Annotated in this window: 25 protein-coding genes; 16 read left to right on the plus strand and 9 right to left on the minus strand. The window is 61.9% G+C overall.

Annotated features, from left to right (window positions below):
• Genes MA04_RS11285 through MA04_RS11295 form a run of 3 tightly spaced genes read right to left on the minus strand, consistent with a single transcriptional unit; the run spans position 1 to position 2,451 of the window.
• Positions 1-1,383: an MATE family efflux transporter gene (locus tag MA04_RS11285; RefSeq protein WP_063141753.1), complete on the minus strand. Its 1,383-nt coding sequence runs from the start codon at positions 1,381-1,383 to the stop codon at positions 1-3.
• 6 nt (positions 1,384-1,389) lie between these two features.
• Complete coding sequence (locus MA04_RS11290; RefSeq protein WP_199466710.1) at positions 1,390-1,839, minus strand: PaaI family thioesterase; 450 nt, start codon at positions 1,837-1,839, stop codon at positions 1,390-1,392.
• Positions 1,840-1,842: 3 nt separating this feature from the next.
• Positions 1,843-2,451 carry a TetR/AcrR family transcriptional regulator gene (locus MA04_RS11295; protein WP_262460515.1) on the minus strand — a complete coding sequence of 203 codons (609 nt, stop codon included), beginning with the start codon at positions 2,449-2,451 and terminating at the stop codon, positions 1,843-1,845.
• Positions 2,452-2,635: 184 nt separating this feature from the next.
• Here MA04_RS11295 and MA04_RS11300 point away from each other — a divergent pair, with 184 nt between their 5' ends.
• The 3 genes from MA04_RS11300 to MA04_RS11310 all read left to right on the plus strand — a co-directional run bounded on the left by MA04_RS11300 (position 2,636) and on the right by MA04_RS11310 (position 6,202).
• Positions 2,636-3,019 carry a DoxX family protein gene (locus MA04_RS11300; protein ID WP_262460516.1) on the plus strand — a complete coding sequence of 128 codons (384 nt, stop codon included), beginning with the start codon at positions 2,636-2,638 and terminating at the stop codon, positions 3,017-3,019.
• Between the two features lie 716 nt (positions 3,020-3,735).
• A complete protein-coding gene (locus tag MA04_RS11305) occupies positions 3,736-5,289 on the plus strand; it encodes a hypothetical protein (protein WP_262460518.1) in 1,554 nt (517 codons plus the stop codon).
• 37 nt (positions 5,290-5,326) lie between these two features.
• On the plus strand, positions 5,327-6,202 hold the full coding sequence (locus tag MA04_RS11310) for a hypothetical protein (protein WP_262460520.1): 876 nt from the start codon (positions 5,327-5,329) through the stop codon (positions 6,200-6,202).
• 35 nt (positions 6,203-6,237) lie between these two features.
• Here the strand turns inward: MA04_RS11310 and MA04_RS11315 are convergent, their stop codons facing one another.
• Positions 6,238-6,648 carry an NINE protein gene (locus tag MA04_RS11315; RefSeq protein WP_163126553.1) on the minus strand — a complete coding sequence of 137 codons (411 nt, stop codon included), beginning with the start codon at positions 6,646-6,648 and terminating at the stop codon, positions 6,238-6,240.
• Positions 6,645-7,826, minus strand: coding sequence for a formate-dependent phosphoribosylglycinamide formyltransferase (gene purT, locus MA04_RS11320; protein WP_262460522.1), 1,182 nt, complete (start codon positions 7,824-7,826; stop codon positions 6,645-6,647). The genes MA04_RS11315 and purT overlap by 4 nt, the downstream gene beginning before the upstream one ends.
• A gap of 174 nt (positions 7,827-8,000) precedes the next feature.
• Between purT and tadA the strand changes: the two genes are divergently transcribed.
• Positions 8,001-8,456: a tRNA adenosine(34) deaminase TadA gene (gene tadA, locus MA04_RS11325; protein ID WP_163126555.1), complete on the plus strand. Its 456-nt coding sequence runs from the start codon at positions 8,001-8,003 to the stop codon at positions 8,454-8,456.
• Positions 8,457-8,631: 175 nt separating this feature from the next.
• Here tadA and mltF read toward each other — a convergent pair whose 3' ends face one another.
• Entirely contained in the window at positions 8,632-10,038 is a 1,407-nt protein-coding gene (gene mltF, locus MA04_RS11330) for a membrane-bound lytic murein transglycosylase MltF (protein WP_262460523.1), read from the minus strand.
• Between the two features lie 556 nt (positions 10,039-10,594).
• Between mltF and purL the strand changes: the two genes are divergently transcribed.
• From purL to MA04_RS11345, 3 genes are all read left to right on the plus strand, one after another.
• Positions 10,595-14,488: a phosphoribosylformylglycinamidine synthase gene (gene purL, locus MA04_RS11335; protein WP_262460525.1), complete on the plus strand. Its 3,894-nt coding sequence runs from the start codon at positions 10,595-10,597 to the stop codon at positions 14,486-14,488.
• Between the two features lie 149 nt (positions 14,489-14,637).
• Positions 14,638-15,345, plus strand: a complete 708-nt coding sequence (locus MA04_RS11340; protein WP_262460526.1) for a PaaI family thioesterase — start codon at positions 14,638-14,640, stop codon at positions 15,343-15,345.
• A 20-nt stretch (positions 15,346-15,365) separates the two neighbouring features.
• Positions 15,366-15,692: a Nif3-like dinuclear metal center hexameric protein gene (locus tag MA04_RS11345; RefSeq protein WP_262460528.1), complete on the plus strand. Its 327-nt coding sequence runs from the start codon at positions 15,366-15,368 to the stop codon at positions 15,690-15,692.
• A gap of 39 nt (positions 15,693-15,731) precedes the next feature.
• On the opposite strand, the gene MA04_RS11350 is transcribed toward MA04_RS11345, so the two are convergent.
• Positions 15,732-16,295, minus strand: a complete 564-nt coding sequence (locus MA04_RS11350; protein ID WP_014993767.1) for an NUDIX hydrolase — start codon at positions 16,293-16,295, stop codon at positions 15,732-15,734.
• Between the two features lie 187 nt (positions 16,296-16,482).
• On the opposite strand from MA04_RS11350, the gene MA04_RS11355 reads away from it, so the two are divergent.
• Genes MA04_RS11355 through rssA form a run of 4 tightly spaced genes read left to right on the plus strand, consistent with a single transcriptional unit; the run spans position 16,483 to position 18,744 of the window.
• On the plus strand, positions 16,483-17,067 hold the full coding sequence (locus MA04_RS11355) for a CoA pyrophosphatase (RefSeq protein ID WP_229682989.1): 585 nt from the start codon (positions 16,483-16,485) through the stop codon (positions 17,065-17,067).
• Positions 17,068-17,091: 24 nt separating this feature from the next.
• Positions 17,092-17,625 (plus strand): gamma carbonic anhydrase family protein, encoded by a 534-nt coding sequence (locus MA04_RS11360; RefSeq protein WP_163126560.1) that lies wholly within the window; start codon positions 17,092-17,094, stop codon positions 17,623-17,625.
• Positions 17,609-17,827 carry a DUF1289 domain-containing protein gene (locus MA04_RS11365; RefSeq protein WP_163126561.1) on the plus strand — a complete coding sequence of 73 codons (219 nt, stop codon included), beginning with the start codon at positions 17,609-17,611 and terminating at the stop codon, positions 17,825-17,827. Before MA04_RS11360 ends, MA04_RS11365 begins: the two co-directional genes overlap by 17 nt.
• Positions 17,824-18,744, plus strand: coding sequence for a patatin-like phospholipase RssA (gene rssA, locus MA04_RS11370; protein WP_262460530.1), 921 nt, complete (start codon positions 17,824-17,826; stop codon positions 18,742-18,744). The genes MA04_RS11365 and rssA overlap by 4 nt, the downstream gene beginning before the upstream one ends.
• A 153-nt stretch (positions 18,745-18,897) precedes the next feature.
• Here the strand turns inward: rssA and MA04_RS11375 are convergent, their stop codons facing one another.
• On the minus strand, positions 18,898-20,148 hold the full coding sequence (locus MA04_RS11375) for an HlyC/CorC family transporter (RefSeq protein WP_394356148.1): 1,251 nt from the start codon (positions 20,146-20,148) through the stop codon (positions 18,898-18,900).
• A gap of 110 nt (positions 20,149-20,258) precedes the next feature.
• Positions 20,259-21,068, minus strand: coding sequence for a cytochrome C assembly family protein (locus MA04_RS11380; RefSeq protein WP_240342775.1), 810 nt, complete (start codon positions 21,066-21,068; stop codon positions 20,259-20,261).
• A gap of 155 nt (positions 21,069-21,223) precedes the next feature.
• On the opposite strand from MA04_RS11380, the gene ffh reads away from it, so the two are divergent.
• The 5 genes from ffh (at position 21,224) to rplS (ending at position 24,815) form a co-directional block, all read left to right on the plus strand.
• A complete protein-coding gene (gene ffh / locus MA04_RS11385; RefSeq protein ID WP_262460535.1) occupies positions 21,224-22,657 on the plus strand; it encodes a signal recognition particle protein in 1,434 nt (477 codons plus the stop codon).
• Between the two features lie 166 nt (positions 22,658-22,823).
• The gene (gene rpsP / locus MA04_RS11390; protein ID WP_022995498.1) at positions 22,824-23,078 is read left to right on the plus strand and encodes a 30S ribosomal protein S16; all 255 of its coding nucleotides are present in this window, start codon (positions 22,824-22,826) and stop codon (positions 23,076-23,078) included.
• 31 nt (positions 23,079-23,109) lie between these two features.
• Entirely contained in the window at positions 23,110-23,640 is a 531-nt protein-coding gene (gene rimM / locus MA04_RS11395) for a ribosome maturation factor RimM (RefSeq protein ID WP_262460536.1), read from the plus strand.
• A 32-nt stretch (positions 23,641-23,672) separates the two neighbouring features.
• Entirely contained in the window at positions 23,673-24,443 is a 771-nt protein-coding gene (trmD, locus tag MA04_RS11400; protein ID WP_163126566.1) for a tRNA (guanosine(37)-N1)-methyltransferase TrmD, read from the plus strand.
• A 15-nt stretch (positions 24,444-24,458) separates the two neighbouring features.
• Complete coding sequence (rplS, locus tag MA04_RS11405; RefSeq protein ID WP_022995501.1) at positions 24,459-24,815, plus strand: 50S ribosomal protein L19; 357 nt, start codon at positions 24,459-24,461, stop codon at positions 24,813-24,815.
• Positions 24,816-24,950 lie beyond the last annotated feature (135 nt).

The raw sequence follows: 24,950 nt of genomic DNA on the forward strand, positions 1-24,950 counted from the left end.
TTATCTCCTGATCAGCCAGGGAATACTGTTGACCGCCGCCAGTGCCACCAGGGAGGCGGCCATCACCGCGCACAGGGCCACCAGATCGCCGGGAAACAGTGTCGTCATCAGAGTGCCGCCGATGCCAAGAACAGCAAGGCGGGTCAGACTGGCGGCGATCGGCCACTGCATACGGCCGACGCCTTGGGAAGCGAAGTACAGCGCCATGCCGACGCCGAAGAAGCCATACACCGGCGCCACCGTGCGCAGGTAAATGGCGCCGGTGGCGATCGCCTCGGCATCGTCGGTGAACAGGCCGAGCCAGGCGGTGGGAAAGGCGGCGGCGAGCAGGCCCACGGTGCCGGTGGTGGCGGCGGTGAGGGCGGCGCCGATCCAGGCGATGCGACGGGCGCGCTGGATCTGGCCAGCGCCCATGTTCATGCCGACCATGGCCACCAGGGCGGTGCCGAAACCGAAGCTGAGCGGGATCTGCAGGTATTCGATACGAATACCCAGGCCGAAGCCGGCCAGCGCCGTCATCCCGGTGCGGGCGACGAAGAAGGTGGCCACCACCACGGACAAATTGGAGAACACGGTGTTCAGGGCGGACCACAGGCCGACGCCGAGGATCTCCGCGAACAGGGTTTTGCGCAGCGGTGCCCGCAAGTCCAACCGGACGCCGCCATGGCCGCGCATCAGGGCCACCGCCAGAATCGCCGTGGCGATCAGATAATAGGCGGCCAGCGCCAGACCAGCGCCGGTAATGCCCATACCCGGCAGTGGACCGATGCCGAAGATCAGCAGCGGCGACAGCACCAGCAACAGCAACACGCCGCCGGTGAGCACCAGCGCCGGCATCAGCATATTGCCGGCGCCGCGCATTACCGCCGACAGGCCGTTCATCAGCCACAGAAAGGTGACGCCGGCGAACAGGGCGTTGGAGTAGGCAAGGGCCGCGTCCAGGGCCTGGCCGCGGCCGCCGAGCAGGGCGTAGAGAGCGGGACCGGAGCCGATCACCACCGCTGAACAGAGCAAACCCAGTACACCGGTGATGACCACCGCGTGCAGCGCCAGGGCGTTGGCCTTGTCGGCATCGCCGGCGCCGAGGGCGCGCGCCACCGCCGAGGAAATACCGCCGCCGATGCCGCCGCCGGACATCATCATCATGAGCATCACCAGCGGGAACACCAGTGCCGCCCCGGCCAGGGCGTCCACGCCGATCAGGCCGACGTAGTAGCTTTCCAGAAAGTTGGCCAGGGCCTGAGCCAGCATCACCACCAGATTGGGCAGCGCCAGTTTCAGTAACGTAGGCAGTACCGGCGCGTGCAGGATTCTGCGTGCCCGCTCTCCGGCATTCGAAGGGGGAGGGGACAGGGGCGCGGTGGCGACAGCGGCTCGGTTCATCGGCGTTTACCGTTGCATTACCAGCAACGTTGAGGTGGCGCTGGCATAAAGGCGGCCCTCGCTGTCGGTGAGGCGGGCCTCGGCGAAGGCCAGGCGGCGGCCCATGGTAATGATCTTGCCTTCCGCGCGTACCGGGCCGGTGTCCTTGGTCATGGCCTTGTGGTAGGCCACTTTCAGTTCCGCGGTGGTGTAGGCCTGATCCACCTCCAGGTTGGAATGCACGGCGCAGCCGCAAGCGGAATCCAGCAAGGTGGCGGCGTAACCGCCATGGACGGTGCCGATCGGGTTATAGACTTTTTCACTGGGCGAGCCTTCGAACACGACCCGTCCCCGCTCCACCTCCACCAGAGTGAAGTCCATGGTTTGGCCGATGCCGGCGCGGAGATCCTTCTCCATCATCATCCGCAGTGTTTCCAGGCCAGTCATGGCTTTCATGGCGGTATTGGATTGATTCACGGTTTACTCCTTGGCTGGCTTCCCGGAGGAAGCCGGGGTTGCGGAAGCGGTGGCGCCGAGCAGTTGCTGGCGTACCGCGTCGAGAATTTCGCTGGACAGTTCCGGGTCATCCACGGCGCGGGACAACACCAGGGCGCCGACCAGACTGGACGCCGTGGCCAGGGCCCGGCGCCGGCGGTTGGCGCGACGGCCAGGGAGCCAGTCGGCGATCATGTCGGCGAACTTGCGGAAGGTGCCGGTATAGGCGTGGCGCACTTCCGGTGTTTGCCGGGCGGTATCCACCGAGAGCGCGGCGAACAGGCAGCCGTGGCCGGGCTGGTCGCGATGGCGCGGGCTCAGGTATTGCTCCACCAGTACCTGAAAGGGTGGTTGCTGGCGTTTGGCCGTGAGGCGCTCCCATCGGGTACGGATATCGCCGGAGGAGGCGCAGGTTTCCGCCATCAGCGCTTCCTTGGACTCGAAGTGCCCGTAGAAGCCGCCGTGGGTGAGGCCGGCGCTTTTCATCAGGTCCGCCACGGCCACGCCGTCGTAACCTTTTTCCCGAAACAGCCGGGAAGCCTCGGTGACGATTCGGCGCCGGTTGGCGGCGGCTTGTTCTCGGCTGACACGCATGGCGGCCCTCCTTTTGGATGATGGCTATAATTTATAAATGCATGATGGGTGTCATGTAAACGATTTTTTGTCGGAAGCAGCAAGATCGGTGGTCCCGGTTTGTGTCACGGGCGTCTTTCCTTCGTCGCGGGAAACCCGTTCAATATCGGTAAATCACTGATCAACAGAGGACGAGGAGAACGCCATGAACCATCCGGATTTAGGGAAGCTGATCCTGCGCTTGAGCCTGGGCGGCATGCTGCTGTTGCATGGGATTTCCAAGTTGCTGCACGGCGTTGGCTGGATCGCGGGCACTTTGCAGAGCCTGGGCGTGCCCGGCTTTTTTGCCTACGGAGTGTTTATCGGCGAAGTGATCGCGCCGCTTATGATCATTGTTGGTTATTACACCCGGATAGGGGCAGCGTTGATCGTCGGCAACATGCTGGTGGCGTTGGTGCTGGTGCACATGAATGAGCTGTTCGCGATCAACGACAATGGTGGCTGGGCGATTGAGTTGCAGGGATTCTATTTGTTCACCGCGGCGGCGTTGTTCTTCCTCGGTGCCGGCAAGTACGCAATGAGGAATTGATGGGCTCCGCCTGACAATACGCTTACCCACAACCACTGTTCGCTGGCCGGCAAGTTCGCGGCGGCATCATTGTCACTTCTACTAGACTCTTCATTCAGAAGCGAGCCGGCGGAGTTTCTCCGGCTCGCAATAAGCCTCCAGTATTTTTCCGCTTTCCCCCCCCCTAAATAGGGAAGGGTATGGGGGGGAGGGGTGGTTTATTCTCGCACGAAAAGCACACAGCCCTTGTTGGAAAAAGATCAACTTCAGGGCTGTTGATAATTCGAACAACCCACCGGCTGGAGGCCAGTGCCGTGCGATTACCCTTACGACGTTTTCCACTGAGAATAAAATCGGCAAGTCAGGTCGGGTTGCTCATGTTGTGCTCATTGGTGCTGGTGAATTGCAGTTGCGAGGAGCAACCCGAAATTGCTTGCAGCTTATCCGATTGCTGGGCTGAGGACGGTAACTGCCAGCTCGAGGTGTGGGTGTGGGAAGGTTATCCCATTGTCAAGGCATTGCCGATGGGGCCCGATGCTCTGGTGTATGAAGGGAAAGATAAGATAGATGAGACCTCGATAGCTCTTCGGGAACAGTTCAGAGTGGTGGATTACTACACCTACTCGTACACCCCTGTTGATCCCTCTGACGGAGCGTACGGCTATCTTTTGCAGACTCAGGATGCACTAGGCCGAATTCATCAATGTACGGGCACTCTACCGGCAACCAGGCAGGGAATGAACAGTTTGAGCGTGGCTCTTCAAGAGCCCTTCCTGGTTTTGGATAACGAAAGCGGGCCGGTGCCATTGCCCGACTATTGGGTGGACGGACCTCTTTCCGAGGTGGCGGAGGGCTCATGGTCCGCCAATGAACCGGACTGGGCCATCATTGAGGAAGGCGGTACGCAATACCTGCGGTACATGGGAACGGCAAGGGAAGCCAGCAGCCCCAGCGCCGCGACCTTGACGGTATCCGCCACCGGCTCCGACGGTACGAGGGACTCCGCATCGGTGGCGCTGGCCGCCCGTTACGTTCATCCGAGTCTGGAACTTAATCAGGAATACGCGCTGCCCGGAGACGACATCGTCGCCACTTATTGGAGTGGTTTGGATGATAATGGAGAGACGGACGGCAACGGCGCAACCTGGGAATTGCTGCTGACGCCGGAAGGGGGGCAAACGGTGGATAAGTCCTCCGAGCTGCTGACCACGGCGCTGCCTGAAGAACGGCACTTTGTTGCCGGGGAAGTCGGCCGTTATACCGTTAAACGAACCCGTGCGGGCACGGATGGCGACGTCACATTGAGCGAGGCGGTCACGGTGCTTGAGCCGGTCGTGAATGTGGTGTTTCGCCCGCCGCCGGAGATCATCAATATGGGGGAGCTGGTGCTGTTCGATGCCAGTGGCTCGACGGTACCTCCGGGAGCGGAGTTGTGGTGGGCGGTCACGGAACGTCCCGAAGGAAGCAGCGTGGAGATGGTGCCCGACGTCAACGCCAAGAGGGCGACCCTGACTCCGGACGTAATGGAAGGGACTTATACCGTCGAAGCCCGATTGAAGTTGCCGTCCCGGCCGGATCCAATTATCAGCAGCCAGTCGTTTTCCTTTGTTTCCACGCCCGTGGCCGGTCCGGTGACTGATGAGACGGAGCACTGGGTTGGTGACGAGGTGTCCTTCGATCTGGACCGCTCATCTTATCCCAGTGGTTCTTCCTTCAAGTACACGCTGAGCTCCGCGCCGGAGGAGAGCAACGCGGAACTGGTGATTTCAGAGGACGGTACGCAAGCCAGTCTGATAACGGATGTGGCGGGGGGCTACGAGATCGAACTGATCATCACCAATGCCGAGGGGGAAACATCCAGCCATGTCACCTCGATCACCGCGGAAGAATCCAGTGTCGTTCCTCTGATTTTGAACAGTGCCTTGCCGGTAGTCGACGACGATGGCGACTTGAGCGTTATCGTTATCGATATCGACGGGGACAATCGTTTGACGGCCACCGCCGCACAGCCCGCGGTGGGACCGGACACCGCTCTATTTCTGTATGGCTATTGGTCCGGAGAAAACTCGGCCAATCTTTACGACAGCAGTGGCGAGCCCTTTGCTCTGGTGAACCTCGAGAATGGCGCGGTACTCGACGCTGATGTCGGCCATACCATTCAACTGAAGCGGGATAACGGCGCTTACTACCAACTGCAAGTGACGTTCGAGACCGGCGATATGGAAGGTGACGCGACCGTCACCGCACTGAGCGGTTATTACTGCGGTGAATCCTTGAGTGATTGTCCCTGAACGGGGGATCGATGGACGAAATTGGGTGGACAAAAAGATGAACTACATCAAGTGGGTATTATCGATCACCTTGCTGCTCCCTCTTCTGTGGGGGTGTGGAAGTGATGACCTCAGCAGCTCGGGAGGTGGAGACGTTGTGCAGCCTGAGCCGGACCCCGGACTGGATATTTCCGACGTTGAATTGACGGCGGAAGAGAAGGCGCTGTTGGCAGCCATCGAAGATAACATCCAGGCCCACCGCTATGCGGCGGCGACGACGGATATCGTGACACTGCTTGAGGCTCACCCTGACAGCGAGCAGATCAAAAGACTTTATTCGGATGTCCTTGCCATGCAATCGGGCATGGCGCCATCGGAATTCGCCATCAAGGTGGGCGCGGTGCCCATTCAAATGGCCGATGAGAACGGCGATAGGATCGAGGTTTTTTCCTCCATGGCTTTGCAGGACATCCTCATTGAACAGGCGGCGGTCGAGGACAGTGATGACTATCAGGTGCGTTTTCTGAATGGACGCCAGGCCCTGCGACTGCGCCTGGAAGGCGAGACGGTCTCGGAATTGCCTACCCGGGAGCAGGCCGATATCGGTGTCATGGCATCGATTCACGCGACCCGTCTTGCTTATGCGGCGGTTGGTGGCGCGGCGGAATTCGAGTACCTGGAAGAGCACCCGGAAGAGCTGGAAAGTGCGGTGGCCGGGCATTTACCCGAAGTCGAGCGGGAACTGGTGGACACCCTGAAGGTGGTTGTCGAGACCTCGGAAGCCGTTCATCAGCACTATCCGATACGGGAACTGAATGAAAACCCGGTAGGCATGTCGATGGCAAAGAATGCGTTCGCCAATACCATGCTGGATGACGGCGCGCTATCCACCGAAGAAGCGATGGATCTCTACCACTTCGCCGGCGGAGGGTAGACGCTTCAGGGGGAAAGGAGGAAAGCCATATCCATTCAGGTCCAGCGCTTGCGGCTATTGGCGGTGGCGATTTGCTCGTTGAGAGTGAGGAAGTCGTAGAGAATGCCCAGTCCGAACAAGCCCAGGGTCAGCAGGTATATCAGCCCGGTCACCCATTTGCCCATATAAAAACGGTGCAGGCCGAAGATGCCAAGAAAGGTCAACAGCAGCCAGGTGATGTTGTAATCCACCGGGCCGGAGACATAGCGATGATCGGCATCGCGGTCCATGGACGGGATCAGGAACAAATCGACGATCCAGCCGATAAAGAACAGCCCCAGGGTGAAGAACCAGATCACGCCGGTAATTTGCCGGCCATAGTAGAACCGGTGTGACCCCATGAAGCCAAAGATCCAGAGGGCGTAGCCAATGATCTTGCTGTGGGTATCGTCAATCCGCGGGTTCATAGACTTACCTCGATAGTGGTAATCACGGTGTTGGCTTTGACTCTCGCGCTTTCGATGCTATCCGCTTTGGCCAGAGCGACGCCGAGGCGGCGGCTGCCATGCACTTCCGGCTTGCCGAACAGGCGCAGATCGGTGTCCGGCTCCGCCAGGGCCTGATCCAGATTGCCGTAGCGCATGGTTTCCGAATCACCTTTTACCAGCAGTACCGAGGACGCGGACGGACCCCGCTGCTCGATGTTCGGTATCGGCAGCCCGAGAATGGCGCGGGCGTGCAGCGCGAATTCAGAGAGGTTTTGTGACATCAAGGTTACCAGACCGGTATCGTGAGGGCGTGGTGACACTTCACTGAACCAGACCTGGTCCCCGCGCACGAAGAACTCCACACCGAACAGGCCCCAGCCGCCCAGGGCAGCGGTGATGGCGCCGGCCTGGCGGCGGGCTTCCTCCAGCGCCGCGTCGTTCATCGGCTGCGGTTGCCAGGATTCACGGTAGTCGCCGTCTTCCTGGCGGTGGCCGATGGGCGCGCAGAAATCGGTGCCATTGCGGTGCCGTACGGTGAGCAGGGTGATTTCGTAGTCGAACTCGACGAACCCTTCGACGATGACCCGGCCCTGGCCGGCGCGGCCGCCGGATTGGGCGTACTCCCAGGCGGCGTCGATCTGGTCCCCGGTTTTCACCAGGCTCTGGCCCTTGCCGGAGGAGGACATCACCGGCTTGATCACGCACGGCAGGCCCACTGCCTTCACCGCCGCCAGGTATTCGTCCTTGTCACCGGCGAACCGGTAGGGCGAGGTGGGCAGGCTCAGCTCTTCGGCGGCGAGGCGGCGAATGCCCTCGCGGTTCATGGTCAGCCGCGCTGCCCGGGCCGTGGGGATCACGGTGAAGCCTTCCTGCTCCAGAGCTTCCAGTTCGGCGGTGGCGATGGCCTCGATTTCCGGCACGATCAACGCCGGGCGCTCTTCTTCCACCACTGCCCGCACCGCGTCCGCGTCCAGCATGTCGATTACGTGCCAGCGCTGCGCCACCTGCATGGCCGGCGCCCGCGGATAGCGGTCCACGGCGATCACCTCGCAACCCAGGCGGATCAGCTCGATGGCCACCTCCTTGCCCAGTTCACCGCTGCCCAGCAGCATCACGCGGGTAGCGTTGTCGGAATAGGGGGTACCGATGGTGGTCATGCCGTCTCCTCATCGAACAAATCGTCGAAACAATGGGTTCAGCGGGGTCCAAACCCGCCTGGATGAACAAGATTGTAGCGAAAAGTGCCGCCATCGCGAGGGAAGAGTTTCACCCCGGCGCCGTCGCGCCTACCATTGTCGCCGAAAGCTTTCCAATCAACCCCGGGCGGACAAGTGGACGATCAATACTGGATGGCGCGGGCGCTGGCCCTGGCGGAACGCGCGGCGGAGCAGGGCGAGGTGCCGGTGGGCGCGGTGCTGGTGCGTGACGGCGAGGTTATTGGCGAGGGCTACAATAAGCCGATTCTCAGCCATGACCCCTCCGCCCATGCGGAAATCGGCGCGCTGCGTGATGCCGCTGCCCGCGCCGGTAACTACCGGCTGCCGGACAGCACCCTATACGTCACCATCGAACCGTGCACCATGTGTTTTGGCGCCATGATCCATGCCCGGGTGGCGCGGTTGGTGTACGGCGCCCGCGAGCCCCGTGCCGGGGTGTGTGAAAGCCAGTTGGGATTGCCGGAGAGGGATTTCTACAACCACCGCCTGGAAGTCACCGGCGGGGTGCTGGCGGACCAGGCGTCGCAACTGATGCGGGATTTTTTCCGGCGCAAACGGACAGGCAATTAACAGTTGATAGTGGACAGTTGACAGCGGAAAAGTGAAAAGACAAAACAGCCTGATCTTTAGCCGCTGTGGGAGCTTGCTTGCAAGCGAATATTGCAAACGCCTGAGCGAATTCAATTCGCTTGCAAGCAAGCTCTCACAGAGAATTCATAGATCGATTTTTTCTTTCGCCGAGGGGTTATTCGGCTGTCGCCACCAGGGTAGGGCGGTGGCGTTCGGAATTTTCCGCCCACACCAGCAGGTCGTAGTAGCCGCGTACGTGGCGCACATAGGCCACCGCCTGGCCGCCACGGGCGGGGCCGTAGCGCAACTGGCCGGCGTAGGCGGGCTTCGCCAGCATCGGCAGGCGCTGTTTCACATCCTGCCAGCGATCCGGGTCACCGCCCTGTTTCTGGGTCAGGACCCGGGCGTCTTCGAGGTGGCCAAAGCCCACATTGTAGGCAGCCAGGGCCAGCCAGGTGCGGTCCGGCTCGGCGATGCGTTCGGGCATGCGGTCGTGCAATTTGCGCAGGTAAGCGGCGCCGGCGTGGATGCTCTGGCCCGGGTCGGTACGGTCGGTAACGCCCATTTCCCGCGCCGTCTGATTGGTCAGCATCATCAGGCCCTGCACGCCGGTGGGGGAGATGGCGCCGGCATCCCACAGGGATTCCTGATAGGCCACCGCGGCCAGCAGGCGCCAGTCGAAGCCGGCGTCTTCGGCGGCATCGCGGAAGGCATTGGTGTAGTCAGGCAGACGGTCGTCCAGGTGGCGGATAAAGCTGCGCGCGGAATACAGGTCAAACCGTTCCACATGGCCGTAGAAGCGCTTGGCCAACTGCTCGGTGGCGCCAATGGCGTTTTGCTGGGTCAGATAGCGCTGGGCGGCCTGATACAGGCTGCCGTCGCTGCCGGGGGCGAAGGCCCAGGCGAGTCCCTGATCCGCGCCGATAGTGAAGCCGGCCGCCAGATCCGGGAACAGGCCCCGGTGGATGGCGTAATCGTTGGAGTTGATCAGAGCGTAATCGGCTTCACCTTCCTCCACCCGGGCCAGCGTTTGCTCCACATTGGTGCCGGTGTAGACGTCCAGCTTCAACTCAGGCTGAGCGGCACGGGCCTGCTCCAGCAGATCGGCGTTGCTGGAACCGGACACCACGGCGACGCTCTTGCCGTCCAGATCAACAAGGGTATTGGGGCGCGGTTCGCCGAGCCGGTACATCACCAGGGTATCGACTTTCTGATAGGGGGTGGTCAGCCGCAACTGCTGGCGACGCTGCTCGGTGATCACCAGTCCGGCGGCGGCGAAATCGGCCTTGCCGGCCAGCAGCAGCTTTTGCACGGTTGCCAGATCATCGGCTTCCACCAGGCGCAACTCAACGCCCAGCCGCTCGGCAAAGCCGCGGGCCAGCTCGTATTCCATGCCGGTGGAACCGTTTTCATCGCCGTAAACGGTGGTCAGGGACGGGCGCGTGACCACTACCAGTTCGCCGCGGGCCTGGATCCGTTCCAGGGCGGTGCCGGATGGGCGCAGAAACAGGCCCAGGATCAGTGCGGCAAGCAGCACCAGGGGTGCCCATGCCAGCAGTTTACGGCGTAACCGTATCGTCATGTCCTTGCTGCCTCCTGGGGTTGCCAGATAGGTTGGAAGCGCCCATTGCTTGGTTTTCGGGGCTTCCTCGGTTCCGGAAACGGTCCTTGTTGCCGGAAGCAGGACATTCGAAGCCGTCGCCGGACCATGCCTCGGCGGAGGTCCGGGATTGAGACGGCTTGGAATGACCAAAAAATCGCCGGGAGCGATTTTTAACGTCGCTCGCGACGGCCCGCCAGGGTGCCCGCCATGGATGGCAGGGCATCAAAAATCGCCGGGAGCGATTTTTAACGTCGCCCGCGACGGTCCGCCAGGGTGCCCGCCATGGACGGCGGGTATAAAAAATAAGCGGTGCTTTTACAATTGGAGGCGAATTTACCATTCACAACCCCCGGGCCGCTACTTTTTTGTCCAACAATTGCCGCTATTGGACCGGTTGATGACGGTTTCCACCGTGTCGTGACCATCTCGTGATAAAGGCGGGAATCCGGGTTCGCGCCCTCGCGCCGCCCCCCAGGAATCCGGTATCATTGCGGCTTCTTCCAATCCCCCGTCGATCCAAAGGAAAAGCCAGCCCATGCTGATCCTACCCGGTAGCCCGGCTCTCTCCGCATTTCGTAAGGAAAAATTGCTGCGCGCTTTGCCTCGGGTGGAGGCACTGTCCGCCCGTTTCGTTCATTTCGTGGAAATTTCCGCGCCGTTGTCCGCCCAGGAACAGGCGGTACTCGACGGTTTGCTGAGCTATGGCCCGACGATCAGCGAGGAGCAGGTGGAAGGCCGCCGGTTCCTGGTGGTGCCGCGTCCCGGCACGATCTCCCCCTGGTCTTCCAAAGCCACCGATATCTGCCATAACGCCGGGCTCGACAAGGTGTTGCGAGTGGAGCGGGGTATTGAATATCGGCTGCAGGCGGACCCGGATATCGCCCGGGCGGAGCTGGTGGCGCCGCTGCATGACCGCATGGTGGAGGCGGTGCTGGATCAGCCCGAGCAGGCCGAGGCCCTGTTCAGCCATCATCAGCCCAAACCGCTGACCACGGTGGATGTGATCGGCGGCGGTCGCGACGCGCTGGCCCGCGCCAACGGCGAGTTGGGCCTGGCGCTGGCGGACGACGAGATCGACTACCTGGTGGAACGCTTCACTGCTCTGGGGCGCAACCCCAGTGACGCGGAACTGATGATGTTCGCCCAGGCCAACTCCGAGCATTGCCGGCACAAAATCTTCAATGCCGACTGGACCATCGACGGTGAGGCCCAGGAGCTGAGCCTGTTCGGCATGATCCGCAACACTTACAAACACGCCAGTGAAGGCGTGCTCAGCGCTTACAAGGACAATGCCGCGGTGGCGGCGGGGCCGGTGGCGGACCGTTTCTTCCCCCGTCCGGACGACACCGAGTACCGCTACGTCAATGAGCCGGTGCATATGCTGATGAAGGTGGAGACCCATAACCATCCCACCGCCATCGCGCCGCATCCGGGGGCGTCCACCGGCGCCGGCGGCGAGATCCGTGACGAAGGCGCCACTGGCCGCGGCGCCAAGCCCAAGGCCGGCCTTACCGGGTTCTCGGTCTCCAATCTGAGCATTCCGGATTTCGTGCAACCGTGGGAGGACCACTACGGCCGCCCCGGGCGCATCGCCTCGGCCCTGGACATCATGATCGAGGGGCCGCTGGGCGGTGCCGCCTTCAACAACGAGTTCGGCCGTCCGAACCTGTGCGGCTATTTCCGCACCCTGGAAATCGAAGCCCCGGGGATCAACGGGGATGAACGGCGCGGTTACCACAAGCCGATCATGATCGCTGGCGGCCTTGGCAATATTCGTGACGGTCACGTGCAGAAGGAAGGTATTCCGGCGGGCGCCAGAATCATCGTGCTGGGTGGCCCGGCGCTGCTGATCGGTCTCGGCGGCGGTGCTGCCAGTTCCATGGCCAGCGGCGAATCCGACGAGGCCCTGGATTTCGCCTCGGTGCAGCGCGGTAACCCGGAAATCGAGCGGCGGGTGCAGGAAGTGATCGATCGCTGCTGGGCCCTGGGTGACGACAACCCCATTGTTTCCGTCCACGACGTCGGTGCCGGCGGCCTCTCCAACGCCTTGCCGGAACTGGTCCACGATGCCGATCGTGGCGCCAACCTGGAACTGCGCCGGGTGCCCAGTGATGAGCCGGGAATGAGCCCGGTGGAGATCTGGTGTAACGAAGCCCAGGAACGCTATGTGCTGGCGGTAATGCCGCAAGACCTGGCGCGCTTCGAGGCACTGTGCCGGCGCGAGCGTGCGCCCTTCGCGGTGCTTGGTGAGGCCACCGAGGAAGAACACCTGAAAGTGTCCGATGAGCACTTCGGCGACGCGCCGGTGGATCTGCCCATGGACCTGCTGTTCGGCAAGCCGCCCAAAATGCAGCGTGCCTTCGACCGGGAAGATTTCCAGCGCCAGACCTTCAGCACCGATGATATCGAATTGCGCGATGCGGTGGATCGGGTGCTGCGGCTGCCCACGGTGGCCTCCAAGAGCTTCCTGATCACCATCGGCGACCGTTCGGTGACCGGCCTGGTTCATCGGGACCAGATGGTGGGGCCCTGGCAGGTGCCGGTGGCCGACTGCGCGGTGACCGCCACCGGTTTCAATCCCAACCAGGCCAATATCACCACCGGTGAAGCCATGGCCATGGGGGAACGCACCCCGGTGGCCCTGGTGGACGCCGCCGCTTCCGGCCGCATGGCGGTGGCGGAAACCATTACCAATCTGGCCGGCGCCCACATCGGCGGCTTCGGGCAGATCCGCCTGTCCGCCAACTGGATGGCCGCCGCCGGTCACCCGGGCGAGGATCAGGCGCTGTTCGATACGGTCAAGGCGGTGGGCATGGAACTGTGCCCGGAGCTGGGTATCGCCATTCCGGTGGGTAAGGACTCTCTCTCCATGCGCACCGTGTGGAATGAGCGTGGCATCGACAAGAGTGTCACCTCGCCGCTGTCGCTGATCGTCACCGCCTTCGCCCAGGTCAGTGATATCAACCTGACCGTGACCCCGCAGTTGCGTACCACCGAGGCCAGTGAATTGCTGCTGGTGGATCTCGGCCGTGGCCGAAACCGGCTGGCCGGTTCGGCGCTGGCGCAGGTATTTGGAAAAGTCGGCGATGTGCCGCCGGATCTGGATGACGCCGCCGATCTGAAGGCGTTCTTCCAGGTGACCCAGGCGCTGTTGGCGGAAGGCAAGTTGATGGCCTATCACGATCGCTCCGACGGCGGCCTGTTCACCACCCTGGTGGAAATGGCGTTCGCCGGCCGGGTCGGCATCGACATCGTGCTGGACGACATCGCCGGTGATGGACCGGAAGCGGTGGCGGCCCTGTTCGCCGAAGAACTGGGCGCGGTGCTGCAGGTGCCGGAAGGCGAAGCGGAGGCGGTGCGTCAGCGTTACGCCGAGGCCGGTCTGGCCGGTTGCGTGCATGCCGTGGCGCGGCTCAACGTGGACGATGTAGTGCGGGTACGCCTGGGCGGCGCCATCCTGATGGAGCGGCCCCGTCGCGGTCTGCAACGGCTCTGGTCGGAAACCAGCTATCGTATCCAGGCGTTGCGTGACAACCCGGACTGCGCCCGCCAGGAGTTCGACGCCATACCGGACAGCAATGATCCGGGCCTGAATGTGCGGCTTACCTTCGACATGAGCGAAAACGTGGCGGCGCCGTTCATCGGCGGCGCCCGGCCCAAGGTGGCGATCCTGCGCGAGCAGGGCGTCAATGGCCAGACCGAGATGGCGGCCGCTTTTGACCGCGCCGGCTTCGCCGCCATGGACGTGCACATGAGTGACCTGCTGGCCGGTGACGTCAATCTGGACGACATCAAAGGCCTGGTGGCCTGCGGCGGCTTCTCCTACGGCGACGTGCTTGGTGCCGGCGGCGGCTGGGCCAAGACAGTGCTGTATCACAACGGCCTGCGTGACGCCTTCAACCGCTTTTTCTTCCGCGAGGACACCTTCGCCCTGGGCGTGTGCAACGGCTGTCAGATGCTGGCCCACCTCAAGGACCTGGTGCCCGGTGCGGAACATTGGCCGCGCTTCGTGCGCAATCTGAGCGAGCAGTTCGAGGCCCGCACCTCGCTGGTGGAAATCGGCGATTCGCCGTCCATCTTGCTGCGCGACATGGCTGGCACCCGCCTGCCCATCGCCGTGGCCCATGGCGAAGGGCGGGTGGAGATCAGCGACGCCGACCTGGCCCGCAATGTGGAGCAGCGCCTGGTGGCCCTGCGCTACGTGGATGGCATGGGCAATGCCACCGAGCAATACCCGGCCAATCCCAACGGTTCCAGCCAGGGCGCCACCGGTTTCACCACCCGGGACGGCCGCGTGACCATTATGATGCCGCACCCGGAGCGGGTATTCCGCGTGCTGCAGAACAGCTGGATCCCGGATGATTGGCGCCGCTTCGACAATGCCCCCTGGTTCCGTATGTTCGCCAATGCGCGCAAGTGGATCGGTTAGAGGCAGTTGACAGTTGATAGTGGACAGTTGACAGCGAAAGGCGGAAGAAAGGGGTGTGGGAAGCTGGCTTGCCAGCGAATTTGCGTGTGGGCGTGCTAGCGTGTTGCGTGCAAGAGGTAGATTAAGTAACAGGCTGATCAGACACGAATATGACGGAAGAAAAGTACCATTATTTTGATATGCCGCTCGGCGAGCTGCCGGAGCCGACGCCGGTGTCGGCGCGGCGCCGGGAACTGGCCCGGGAGCTGGCGGCGATCAATGAGCAGTTGGTGCGTCTGGATGCGGATGAAGCGGCGCTGGCCGCCGCCACCGAACAGGCGCGCGCGTTGCGGCAAAGCCTGGAAGGCTTCTCTCATCGCAGTATGCGCGACATCCTCGGCCGTCTGATCGTCGGCCAGGGCAGCCGCCAGGACGCTCTGGACATGGCGGATTTCGAGATTCTTTCCGGGCCCGCCAATGCCATGTCGCCGCCGATGACCTTCTGGCTCGACGGCGACACCGTGCGCGCCCGCACCACCTTTGGCCGCGCCTTCATGGGCCCGCCGGGCAAGGTACATGGTGGCGTGCTGTCACTGGCTCTGGATATGTTGCTGGCCAAGACCCAGGATTTTGTCAGTAACGTCGGTATGACCGGCACTCTCAAGGTGCGTTACATGGCGCCGACCCCGCTGCATACCGAGGTCAGTTTCGAGGCACGACTGGTGCGTCTGGAAGGGCGCAAGCTGTTCAGTGAGGCGCGGGTTTTCGCCGACGGCGTGCAAACCGTGGCCGCCGACGGCATCTGGATTTCCTCCCAGGGGGATTACCGTCTGAAACCGGAATATGCGCACCTGACCAACGGCAGCGATGTGGCCTGAATCGATCATCAGGAGGACCGATGGCGACTCTCTACAAGCTTTGCTTCTATGTTCCGGTGAGTCACGTGGAAACCGTCAAGGCGGCGGTGTTCAATGCCGGTGCCGGCCGCATTGGTGACTACGATCGTTGCAGCTTCCAGGTGCTGGGTCAGGGCCAGTTCAGGCCCCTGCAGGGCAGCAATCCCTATCTGGGCAGTCAGGGACTGGTGGAGACCGTGGAAGAGTACCGGGTGGAGATGATCTGCGGGGCGGATTGTCTGGAACCGGCGGTCCGCGCCTTGCGTGACGCCCACCCCTACGAGGAGCCGGCCATCGACCTGTGGCCGCTGGCGCCGCTACCGGTTTGACGCATCACGCTGGCCAGCTATTGGTTGCACGATACCGGCCTAGATATTCTCATCCAGCGCCGGTTTGCGCTTGAGCGGTGGGATGTCCTGGGTGCGTACCGGGAAGTCGCCGGTTTTCAGATCCTGAAAATAAAACTTGAGGGTACGGCCGATGGTGGGGAAGGCCAGCTGGTCCCAGGGAATCTCGTCTTCCGTGAACATTCCGGCATCGGAACTTTCCTCGCCCACGCCATAGTCACCGTTGGCCATATTGCCCAGGAAAAAGACATAGACCTGGTTGATATGGGGCAGGTTGAAAATCGTATAGATGTCCCCAACCTCCACCGTGGCACAACCTTCTTCCCAGGTTTCCCGGGCGGCGCCTTCCTGCAGGGTTTCCCCGTTTTCCATGAAGCCGGCGGGCAGGGTCCAGTAGCCCTTGCGGGGTTCAATGGAGCGTTTGCAGAGCAAAATGCGGCCTTCCCAGACCGGGATGGCGCCAACCACGATCTTCGGATTCTGGTAATGGATGGTGCCACAATGGTTGCACCAATAGCGGGGCCGGTTGTCTCCTTCGGGAACCGAATACAACACTTCCTGCCCGCAATGGCTGCAATACTTCATGATCGTTCTCGCCGTGGTGAAGTACGCCAGCCTACTGGCTCGTCGGAACCCTGGCAATCCGAAAGCGGTGCCGCGCCCTTGCCCGTGGAGCGGGCGATGGTCAAACTGAATGGAAAAGAAAGGGGAGTAAGAGAGTGAAGCAGTGCTGCGAAGGTCCACTCAGCAGATGGCCGCGGGAGAAGCGCGGATGACAGACCTGGAACGCCTGCGTAGGCGACTGCCGGATTACCGTTTGATCGAGTTGCCACTGGATCTGCCCGAGGCGGCGGTTTTAATGCCTTTTGTCGATAAGCCGGAACCGGAGCTGATTCTCACTGTTCGTTCCCGTTCCATGCCGACTCACGCTGGGGAGGTGGCCTTCCCCGGTGGCAAGCGGGATCCCTCCGACCGTAATTTGATGATGACCGCGCTGCGCGAGAGTCAGGAAGAGGTGGGGCTGGCCCGGGAAGCGGTGGAAGTGCTGGGCAATCTGTCGCCGATCCCGTCCCGTTTCGGCATGAAGGTAACGCCTTTTGTCGGCGTGGTGCATGCGGACGCGGAATTGACGCCCGAGCCCGGCGAGATCGACTCGATTTTCAACGTACCGCTGCGTTTCTTTCTGGAACAGGAACCGGATCTGACCGCGCCGGTGGAGGTATACGGCCGCCGTCTGCGCATGCCGAACTACTATTTTGAGGATAAACGGATCTGGGGATTGACCGCGTTCATGATCCTGGATCTGATCAATCACGTTTACGATACCGATATCCGTTTCGATGTCAGCGACGATTGAAACGGTTCAGGCAAGGATAAGAAAATGATCTACACGATTAACGACCGCCAGCTGGAATTCCGTGGCGAGGGCCAGTGGATTGCGCCCAGCGCCACCCTGATCGGGTCCGTGGTGCTGGGTGAAAACGCCAGTGTCTGGTTTGGCGTGGTGATCCGCGCCGACAACGATGTCATCGAGATCGGCGATAACAGTAATGTGCAGGAAAACTCGGTGTTGCACGTGGACCCGGGCGTGCCGATGAAAATCGGCAAGAACGTCACGGTCGGCCACAAAGTCATGCTGCACGGCTGCACCATCGGCGATAACACGCTGATCGGTATGAACGCGGTGGTACTGAACGGCGCCAAGGTAGGCAGCAATTGCATTATCGGCGCCCACGCTCTGGTGCCGGAAGGCATGCAGATCCCGGACAACTCCCTGGTGATGGGCGCGCCGGCCAAGGTGGTGAAGGAAATCACCGATGGCCACAAGGCGATGATCACCATGGGCAGCCAGCACTATGTGGCCCATGCCCGTCATTTCTCGGAGCACCTGCAAGAAGATGAACGTTTCAAATAGTCCCAAGCCGGTCTCACCGTGCGTGTCGATCTGCGCGCTGGACGGTGACGATGTCTGTGTCGGCTGCTTTCGCACCGGCCAGGAAATCAGCCATTGGGGGCGCCTCGATGCGGACCGCCAGGTGGAAGTGCTGCGCCGGTGTCAGCGGCGCATGGACGGAGAACTAGCGCCCTGCCTGATGGACGAAGTGGTGCCGGGATGAGCGCGGAAGGGGAGCGGGACACGCCGCCGGCGCCGCGTCTGGGACTGGCGCTGGGCAGTGGTTCGGCGCGCGGCTGGGCACATATTGGTGTGATCCAGGCCCTGGAAGAGATGGGGATTCGTCCGGATGTGGTGGCCGGCACCTCCATCGGTGCCCTGGTGGGCAGCGCCTACGTCAACGGTACCCTCAATGACCTGGCGGACTGGGTGAAGACGTTGACCACCAAGGACGTGTTCGGCCTGATGGACTTCACCCTGTCCGGCGGTGTGGTCAAGGGTGAAAAACTGTTCGGTTTCTTCGAGGAGCGGCACAGCAACCCCAACATCGAGGATCTGGAGCAGCGTTTTGTCACCGTCGCCACGGACATGAAGAGCGGCCGTGAGATCTGGATCAGCAAGGGGCCGATTCTGCAGGCGGCAAGGGCGTCCTGTGCGTTGCCGGGGCTGTTCACGCCGCTCAAACACCAGGGGCGCTGGATGCTGGACGGTGGCCTGGTCAATCCGGTGCCGGTGTCCGCCGCCCGCGCCTTCGGTGCCGACGTGGTCATCGCCGTCAACCTCAATGCTCAGTTGGTGGGTGCTCACCTGTCCCGGCAGAAACCGCCGGGGGAGAACGGTGTCTCCGAGGAAGAGCACAGCCTCTGGCAGAAGATGGCGAATTACTTCACCAGCGGTGATGGCCAGGCTCCCGGCTTCTTCGATGTTATCGCCTCCAGCGTCAACATCATGCAGGACCGCATCACCCGCTCCCGCATGGCCGGCGACCCGCCGGAAATCACCTTGATCCCGCTATTGGAGGATTTTGCCCTGATGGACTTCCACCGTGCCAAGGAAGCCATCGACGAAGGCCGCCGCCTGGTCGAGCGCCATGCTGGCGATATCAGAGCGTGGCTGGGGAAGGCAGTTGACAGTGAATAGTTAATAATGAACAGCGAAAAAACGAAAACGCCTCGACCTTCAGCCGCTGTAGGAGCTAGCCATGCTGGCGATTTTTTTGCGTTTGACGATGCGCCTGTAGGGCTGGCTCCTACAGTGAAATACAAGAACGCTTTCTTTGATTCTCGCTTTTAACTATTCACTCTTCACTGTTCCCTGTTTTTTTCTCACTCTCGCCGCCTTAACCATATTGTCCTTCACCTGCAGGATCTCGATCAGGTAGTCCTCCACCCGCAATGAAATGTTGGCGTCGGGAATCGATTGCAGGTGCTCGAGGATCAGGCCGTTGAGGGTGCGCGGCCCGACGATGGGGATGTCCCAGTGCAGCGCCCGGTTGATGTCGCGCAGGTTGGCGGAGCCGTCAACGACGAAGCTGCCGTCTTCCTGGGGCAGGATGTCCGGATTGGTGGTGGCGGCCTGATCGGAAGTGAACTCGCCAACGATCTCTTCAAGAATATCTTCCAGGGTCACCAGGCCCATCACGTCGCCGTACTCGTCCACCACGATGCCGATACGGCGTTTGGCATTCTGGAACTGGATAAGCTGGCGGTTCAGTGAGGTGCCTTCGGGAACGAAATAGGGTTCCACCGTGTACTGCATCAGTTCCGCTTTGTTGATTTCTTCCTTGAGCAGCAGACGGCTGAGCTTGCGCAGGTGCAGAACGCCCAGCATGTCGTTGGGGTCGCCGCGGTAGACCGGTAGCCGGGTGTGCTGGCTGGTGCGCAGGGTGTTGAGGATGTCGTTCATGTCATCGTCCAGATCGACACCGATCATCTCGTTGCGCGGAATCATGATGTCCTCGACGGTGACGCTTTCCAGATCGAGGATGTTCAGCAGCATCTTCTGGTGTTTTTCCGGGATCAGACCACCGGCTTCGTTGACCACGGTGCGCAGTTCCTCAGGGCTGAGGTGGTCTTCCTCGGCGCTGTCGGTGCGTACGCCGAACAGGCGCAGGAACAGGCCGCTGATACCGTTGACCAGCCATACCAGCGGAGCCAGCAGCCATTGCAGTGGCTGCAGCATCAAGCTGGCGGGGAACGCCACCCGCTCCGGTTTCATCGCCGCGTAGGTTTTTGGCGTGATCTCGGCGAACACCAGCATGATCAGGGTGATGACCACCGGCGCCACCGCCGCGCCGGAATCGCCCAGCCAGCGGATCGCCAGGATCGCCGCTACGGTGGCGGCGAAGTTATTGACGAAGTTGTTGCCGATCAGGATCACCGACAACAGCCGGTCGGTACGCCGCAGCAGTTTTTCCACCCGTCCGGCACCGCTGTGGCCTTGCCGGGAAAGGTGGCGCAGCCGGTAGCGGTTAATCGCCACCATGCCGGTTTCACTGCTGGAGAAGAAAGCGGAAAAGAGGATCAGAATGATCAGGGTGATCAATAACCACCCATCCGGGATGCTGGCCAAGAGACGGTCGTTTGGTTGCTGTTTGGCTCGCTATTGTTCGGTGCCGGGTTCCGGGGTGTCAAGCGATAACCGTGCCGTCGCGATCAGCGCCGCAGAATCACTTCCAGCACCAGTTGTGTGCCAAAGAACGCCACCAGCAGCACGGCGAAGCCGGCCAGGGTGAAGCGCACAGCCGTCAGGCCACGCCAGCCGCGCAGATGACGGCCAAACAGCAACACCGCGAAAATCACCCAGGACACCAGGGTCAGCACGGTTTTATGGACCAGATGCTGGGCGAACAGGTCATCCACGTAGAGGAAGCCGAACAGGATCGCCAGGGTCAGCAGGCATTCGCCCAGCCACAGGGCGTCGAACAGCATCGATTCCATCATCTGGATCGGCGGGAACAGCCGCATCACACCGCGGATGTGGCCGTCCTTGAGTTGGCGGTGCTGGACCCACAGCAACACCGCCTGGCAGGCGGAAAGCGCCAGCACCGCGTAAGCGACGATGGAGAGCAGCACATGCATGCCGATGCCATGTTCCAGCGGATGGGCCACATAGCCGGTATGCAGCCACAGCGCTGCGGGAATGGTGGCGGCGGCGAACGGAAATACCAACGCACTGACCCATTGAAACGGCCTGAGCAAGCTGGACAGTACCACCAGGGCGGCGCCCACCAGCGCCACCGCCGAGGCCACGGGAAACAGGCCCAGCAGCAGGCCCTGCGGCGTGATCAGCTGGGCGTACAGCGTCAGCGCATGGGCGATCACCGCCAGGCCGCCGGGGATCAGAATGGTCGCTTTTGAAGGCGAGGCTTGCCCCCGGAACTGGCGGTACACCAGTATGGACGCCAACACGTACAGGGCGGTGGCGGGTAAGCCGAAGGCCAGGGCAGGAGTCATAGGTTCCATGGTGGTTTTCCGGGAAAAGCCGCCGAAGTCTGGCACAGCTGTCCCGGCTTTTGAAGCGTTCGCCATGACGGCGGCGGGGTGCCTGCCCTATAATCGCGCCCTGTCGCCGTTTTCCGGGCCGGAAGGCGGCCACCCGATTCAGGAGGTTGATGATCATGTTCGAGAATCTCACCGAGCGCCTGGGCCAGTCGCTGAAGAGCCTGGCCGGCCAGGGACAGCTCAACGAGGACAATATTCGCGATACTTTGCGCGAGGTACGCAAGGCCCTGCTGGAAGCCGATGTGGCGCTGCCGGTGGTCAAGGAGTTCGTCGAACAGGTCAAAGAAAAGGCCCTGGGGCAGGAAGTCCTGCAAAGCCTGAACCCCGGCCAGGCGTTCGTGAAGATCGTCAATGACGAACTGGTTCACACCATGGGCGACGCCAACGACGCCCTCAACCTGGCCACCAAGCCGCCGGCGATCATCCTCATGGCCGGTCTGCAAGGGGCGGGTAAAACCACCTCCGTGGCCAAGCTGGCGCGCTTTCTCCAGGAGCGCGAGAAGAAGAAGGTGATGGTGGTGTCCGCCGACGTCTACCGTCCGGCGGCGATCGAGCAGTTGAAAACCCTGGCCGGGGAGGTGGAGACCCACTTCTTCCCGTCCACCGGTGACCAGGATCCGGTGGATATCGCCAACGCCGCCCTGGACGAGGCCCGCCGCCGTTACATGGACGTGTTGATCGTCGATACCGCCGGTCGTTTGCACGTGGACGACGCCATGATGGCGGAGATCAAACGGCTGCACGCCGCCATCGAGCCGGCGGAAACGCTGTTCGTGGTGGATGCCATGACCGGTCAGGACGCCGCCAACACCGCTCAGGCGTTTAACGAAGCGCTGCCGCTGACCGGGGTGATTCTGACCAAGGCCGACGGTGACTCCCGCGGGGGCGCGGCGCTGTCCGTGCGTCATCTCACCGGAAAGCCGATCAAGTTTATCGGCATGGGTGAGAAAACCGATGCCCTGGAACCGTTCCACCCGGACCGTATCGCCAGCCGGATTCTCGGCATGGGCGACGTGCTGTCCCTGGTGGAGGAAGCCGAGCGCAAGCTGGACAAAAAGAAAGCCGAGAAGATCGCCAAGAAGTTCAAGAAAGGCAAGGCGATGGACTTCGAGGATCTCAAGGACCAGTTCCAGCAGATGCGCAACATGGGCGGCATGGCCGGTTTGCTGGACAAGCTGCCCGGCATGGGCAACATGATGCAGGCGGCCCAGGATCCGGCGGCTCTGAAGAACATGAAGCACATGGAGGCGCTGATCGACTCCATGACGCCGAAGGAGCGCCGCAACCCGGATCTGATCAAGGGGGCTCGCAAGAAGCGCATCGCCGCCGGCGCCGGGCTGGAGATTCAGGATCTCAATCGCCTGATGAAGCAGCAGAAGATGATGGCGAAGATGATGAAGAAGATGCGCACCAAGGGCGGCATGAAGAACATGATGCGCGGCCTGGAAGGCATGATGGGTGGGCAGGGCGGCCCCGGCGGCGGCATGCCCCCGGGTGGTATGCCTCCCGGTGGTATGGGCGGCGGCGGAGGTGGTTTGCCGCCTATGTAAGGGGGGGGGGAGGGTGAAACAGCCTCTGTTCTTGCCTTCCCCGCCAACCCCGCGTAAAATCTGCGCCCTTCGCGCCCTCCGGTCCATTCGGAGGGAACTTCAAGCGGATACGATGGCCGGGCGATGAGCGTTCGGCCGGGACACCGGATTGAAACAGGACTGAAAAATGCTGGTTATTCGTCTCGCCCGTGGTGGCTCCAAGAAACGCCCTTTCTACCAAATCATTGCCACCGACAGCCGTAACGCCCGTGACGGCCGCTTCATCGAACGTCTGGGTTACTTCAACCCGATCGCCCGTGGCGGTGAAATCCGTCTGAAAGTGGACCTGGAAGCCGTGGACCAGTGGGTTCAGAAAGGCGCCCAGCTGTCCGACCGGGTCAAAAACCTGGTCAAGGAAGCGCGCAAGAGCGAGAGCGCTTGAGCATCCTGGCTCTCTGATCCAGACCAGACCCATGGGATCTCAATCGGACAAGGTGATCGTGGGCCGCATCATGGCGGTACATGGCATCAAAGGCTGGGTAAAAGTCTATTCCCACACGGATCCCATGGAGAACATCTTCGAGTACCAGCCCTGGTATCTGAGCAAGGGCCGGGATTGGGAAGAAGTGAAACTGGCTGGCGCCCGCCCCCAAGGCAAGGGGTTGGTCGTCGCCTTTGACGGTATCGGTGACCGCGAGCAGGCGGCACGGGAACTGGTCGGCCGGGAAATCGCCGTGTCGGAGTCCCTGTTGCCCCGTTCCGGAGAAGGTGAGTTCTACTGGCGGGACCTGATCGGTCTGCGGGTGGTACTGCCGGACGGCCGTGATCTGGGCCGGGTGGATCGGCTGATGGAAACCGGCGCCAACGATGTGCTGGTGGTGATCGGCGATGCCGACAGTCTGGACCGCCGTGAACGGCTGCTGCCCTGGGTGCCGGACGACGTGATTGTCGACGTTGCCCTGGAGCGCGGCGAGATTCGCGTGGACTGGGACCCGGAATTCTAGAGCCACGGCGGACGTGGACAGGGAGGCGCTCAATGCGAATCGCGCTGATGACGCTGTTCCCGGAAATGACCGGGCTGGTGACCGGCTTTGGCGTGACACGGCGGGCCATCGAGAGCGGCCGGCTGAGTCTGGAAGCGGTCAATCCCCGGGATTTCACCGATGACCGCCACCGCACCGTGGACGATCGCCCCTTTGGCGGCGGGCCGGGCATGGTGATGAAAGTGGAGCCCCTGGAACGCGCGCTGAGCGCGGCCCGGGAGCGAGTGGGCCCGGCCCGGGTGATCTACCTGTCACCTCAAGGGCGGCCACTGACCCAGCGCAAGGCCCAGGAACTGGCCGCCGAACCGGCATTGATCCTGGTGGCCGGTCGCTACGAAGGGGTCGATGAACGCTTTATCGAAGCGCGGGTGGATGAGCAGATCTCCATCGGCGATTACGTACTCAGCGGCGGTGAACTACCGGCGCTGGTACTGGTGGATGCCGTGGCGCGCCTGTTACCGGGAGTGCTGGGGCACGAGGATTCGGCAGCCCAGGATTCGTTTTCCGGCGAATTGGAAAACCTGCTGGACTGCCCGCACTATACGCGGCCTGAAGAACATCAGGGCCGGGTGGTGCCTGAAGTCTTGCGTAGCGGCGATCACGAGCGGATTCGCCGCTGGCGTTTGAAGCAGGCACTGGGACGCACCTGGCGGTGGCGTCCCGACTTGCTCGAAGCCCGCCGCGTCAGTGGCTGGACCGAGGAAGAAGAGCGGCTTCTCAATGAATACATTGGGGAGTACGAGCAGCAATACAGCGATCAATGAACCAAGGAGCACGCCATGAGCGGCAAGAAACCCCTGATTCAGGAAATCGAACAGGCACAGCTGAAAAGCGACGTGCCGGTGTTCGGTCCCGGTGACACCGTCACCGTTCAAGTAAAAGTGAAAGAAGGCACCCGTGAGCGTCTGCAGGCGTTCCAGGGCGTGGTGATTGCCCGCCGCAACCGTGGCCTGAACTCCAATTTCACTGTCCGTAAGGTCTCCCACGGCGTGGGTGTGGAGCGGGTATTCCAGCTGCACAGCCCGCTGGTCGACTCCATCGAAGTCGTCCGCCGCGGTGATGTTCGCCGCGCCAAACTGTACTACCTGCGTGAGCGTTCCGGTAAATCCGCCCGTATCAAGGAAAAAATCCGGTAATACGCTACTCGCTCCGGTTGCGAGCTATTGTCGCTTCAGCCTTTGCTGTAGGGCATTCGGAAGCGACCTCTGGCCGAGCAAGGATGCTCCCACCGGACATAAAAAGGCCGCCCCTCCAATGGATGGGCGGCCTTT

The sequence above is a fragment of the Alloalcanivorax balearicus MACL04 genome, assembly GCF_025532145.1.
GTDB classification, from domain to species: Bacteria; Pseudomonadota; Gammaproteobacteria; order Pseudomonadales; family Alcanivoracaceae; genus Alloalcanivorax; species Alloalcanivorax balearicus.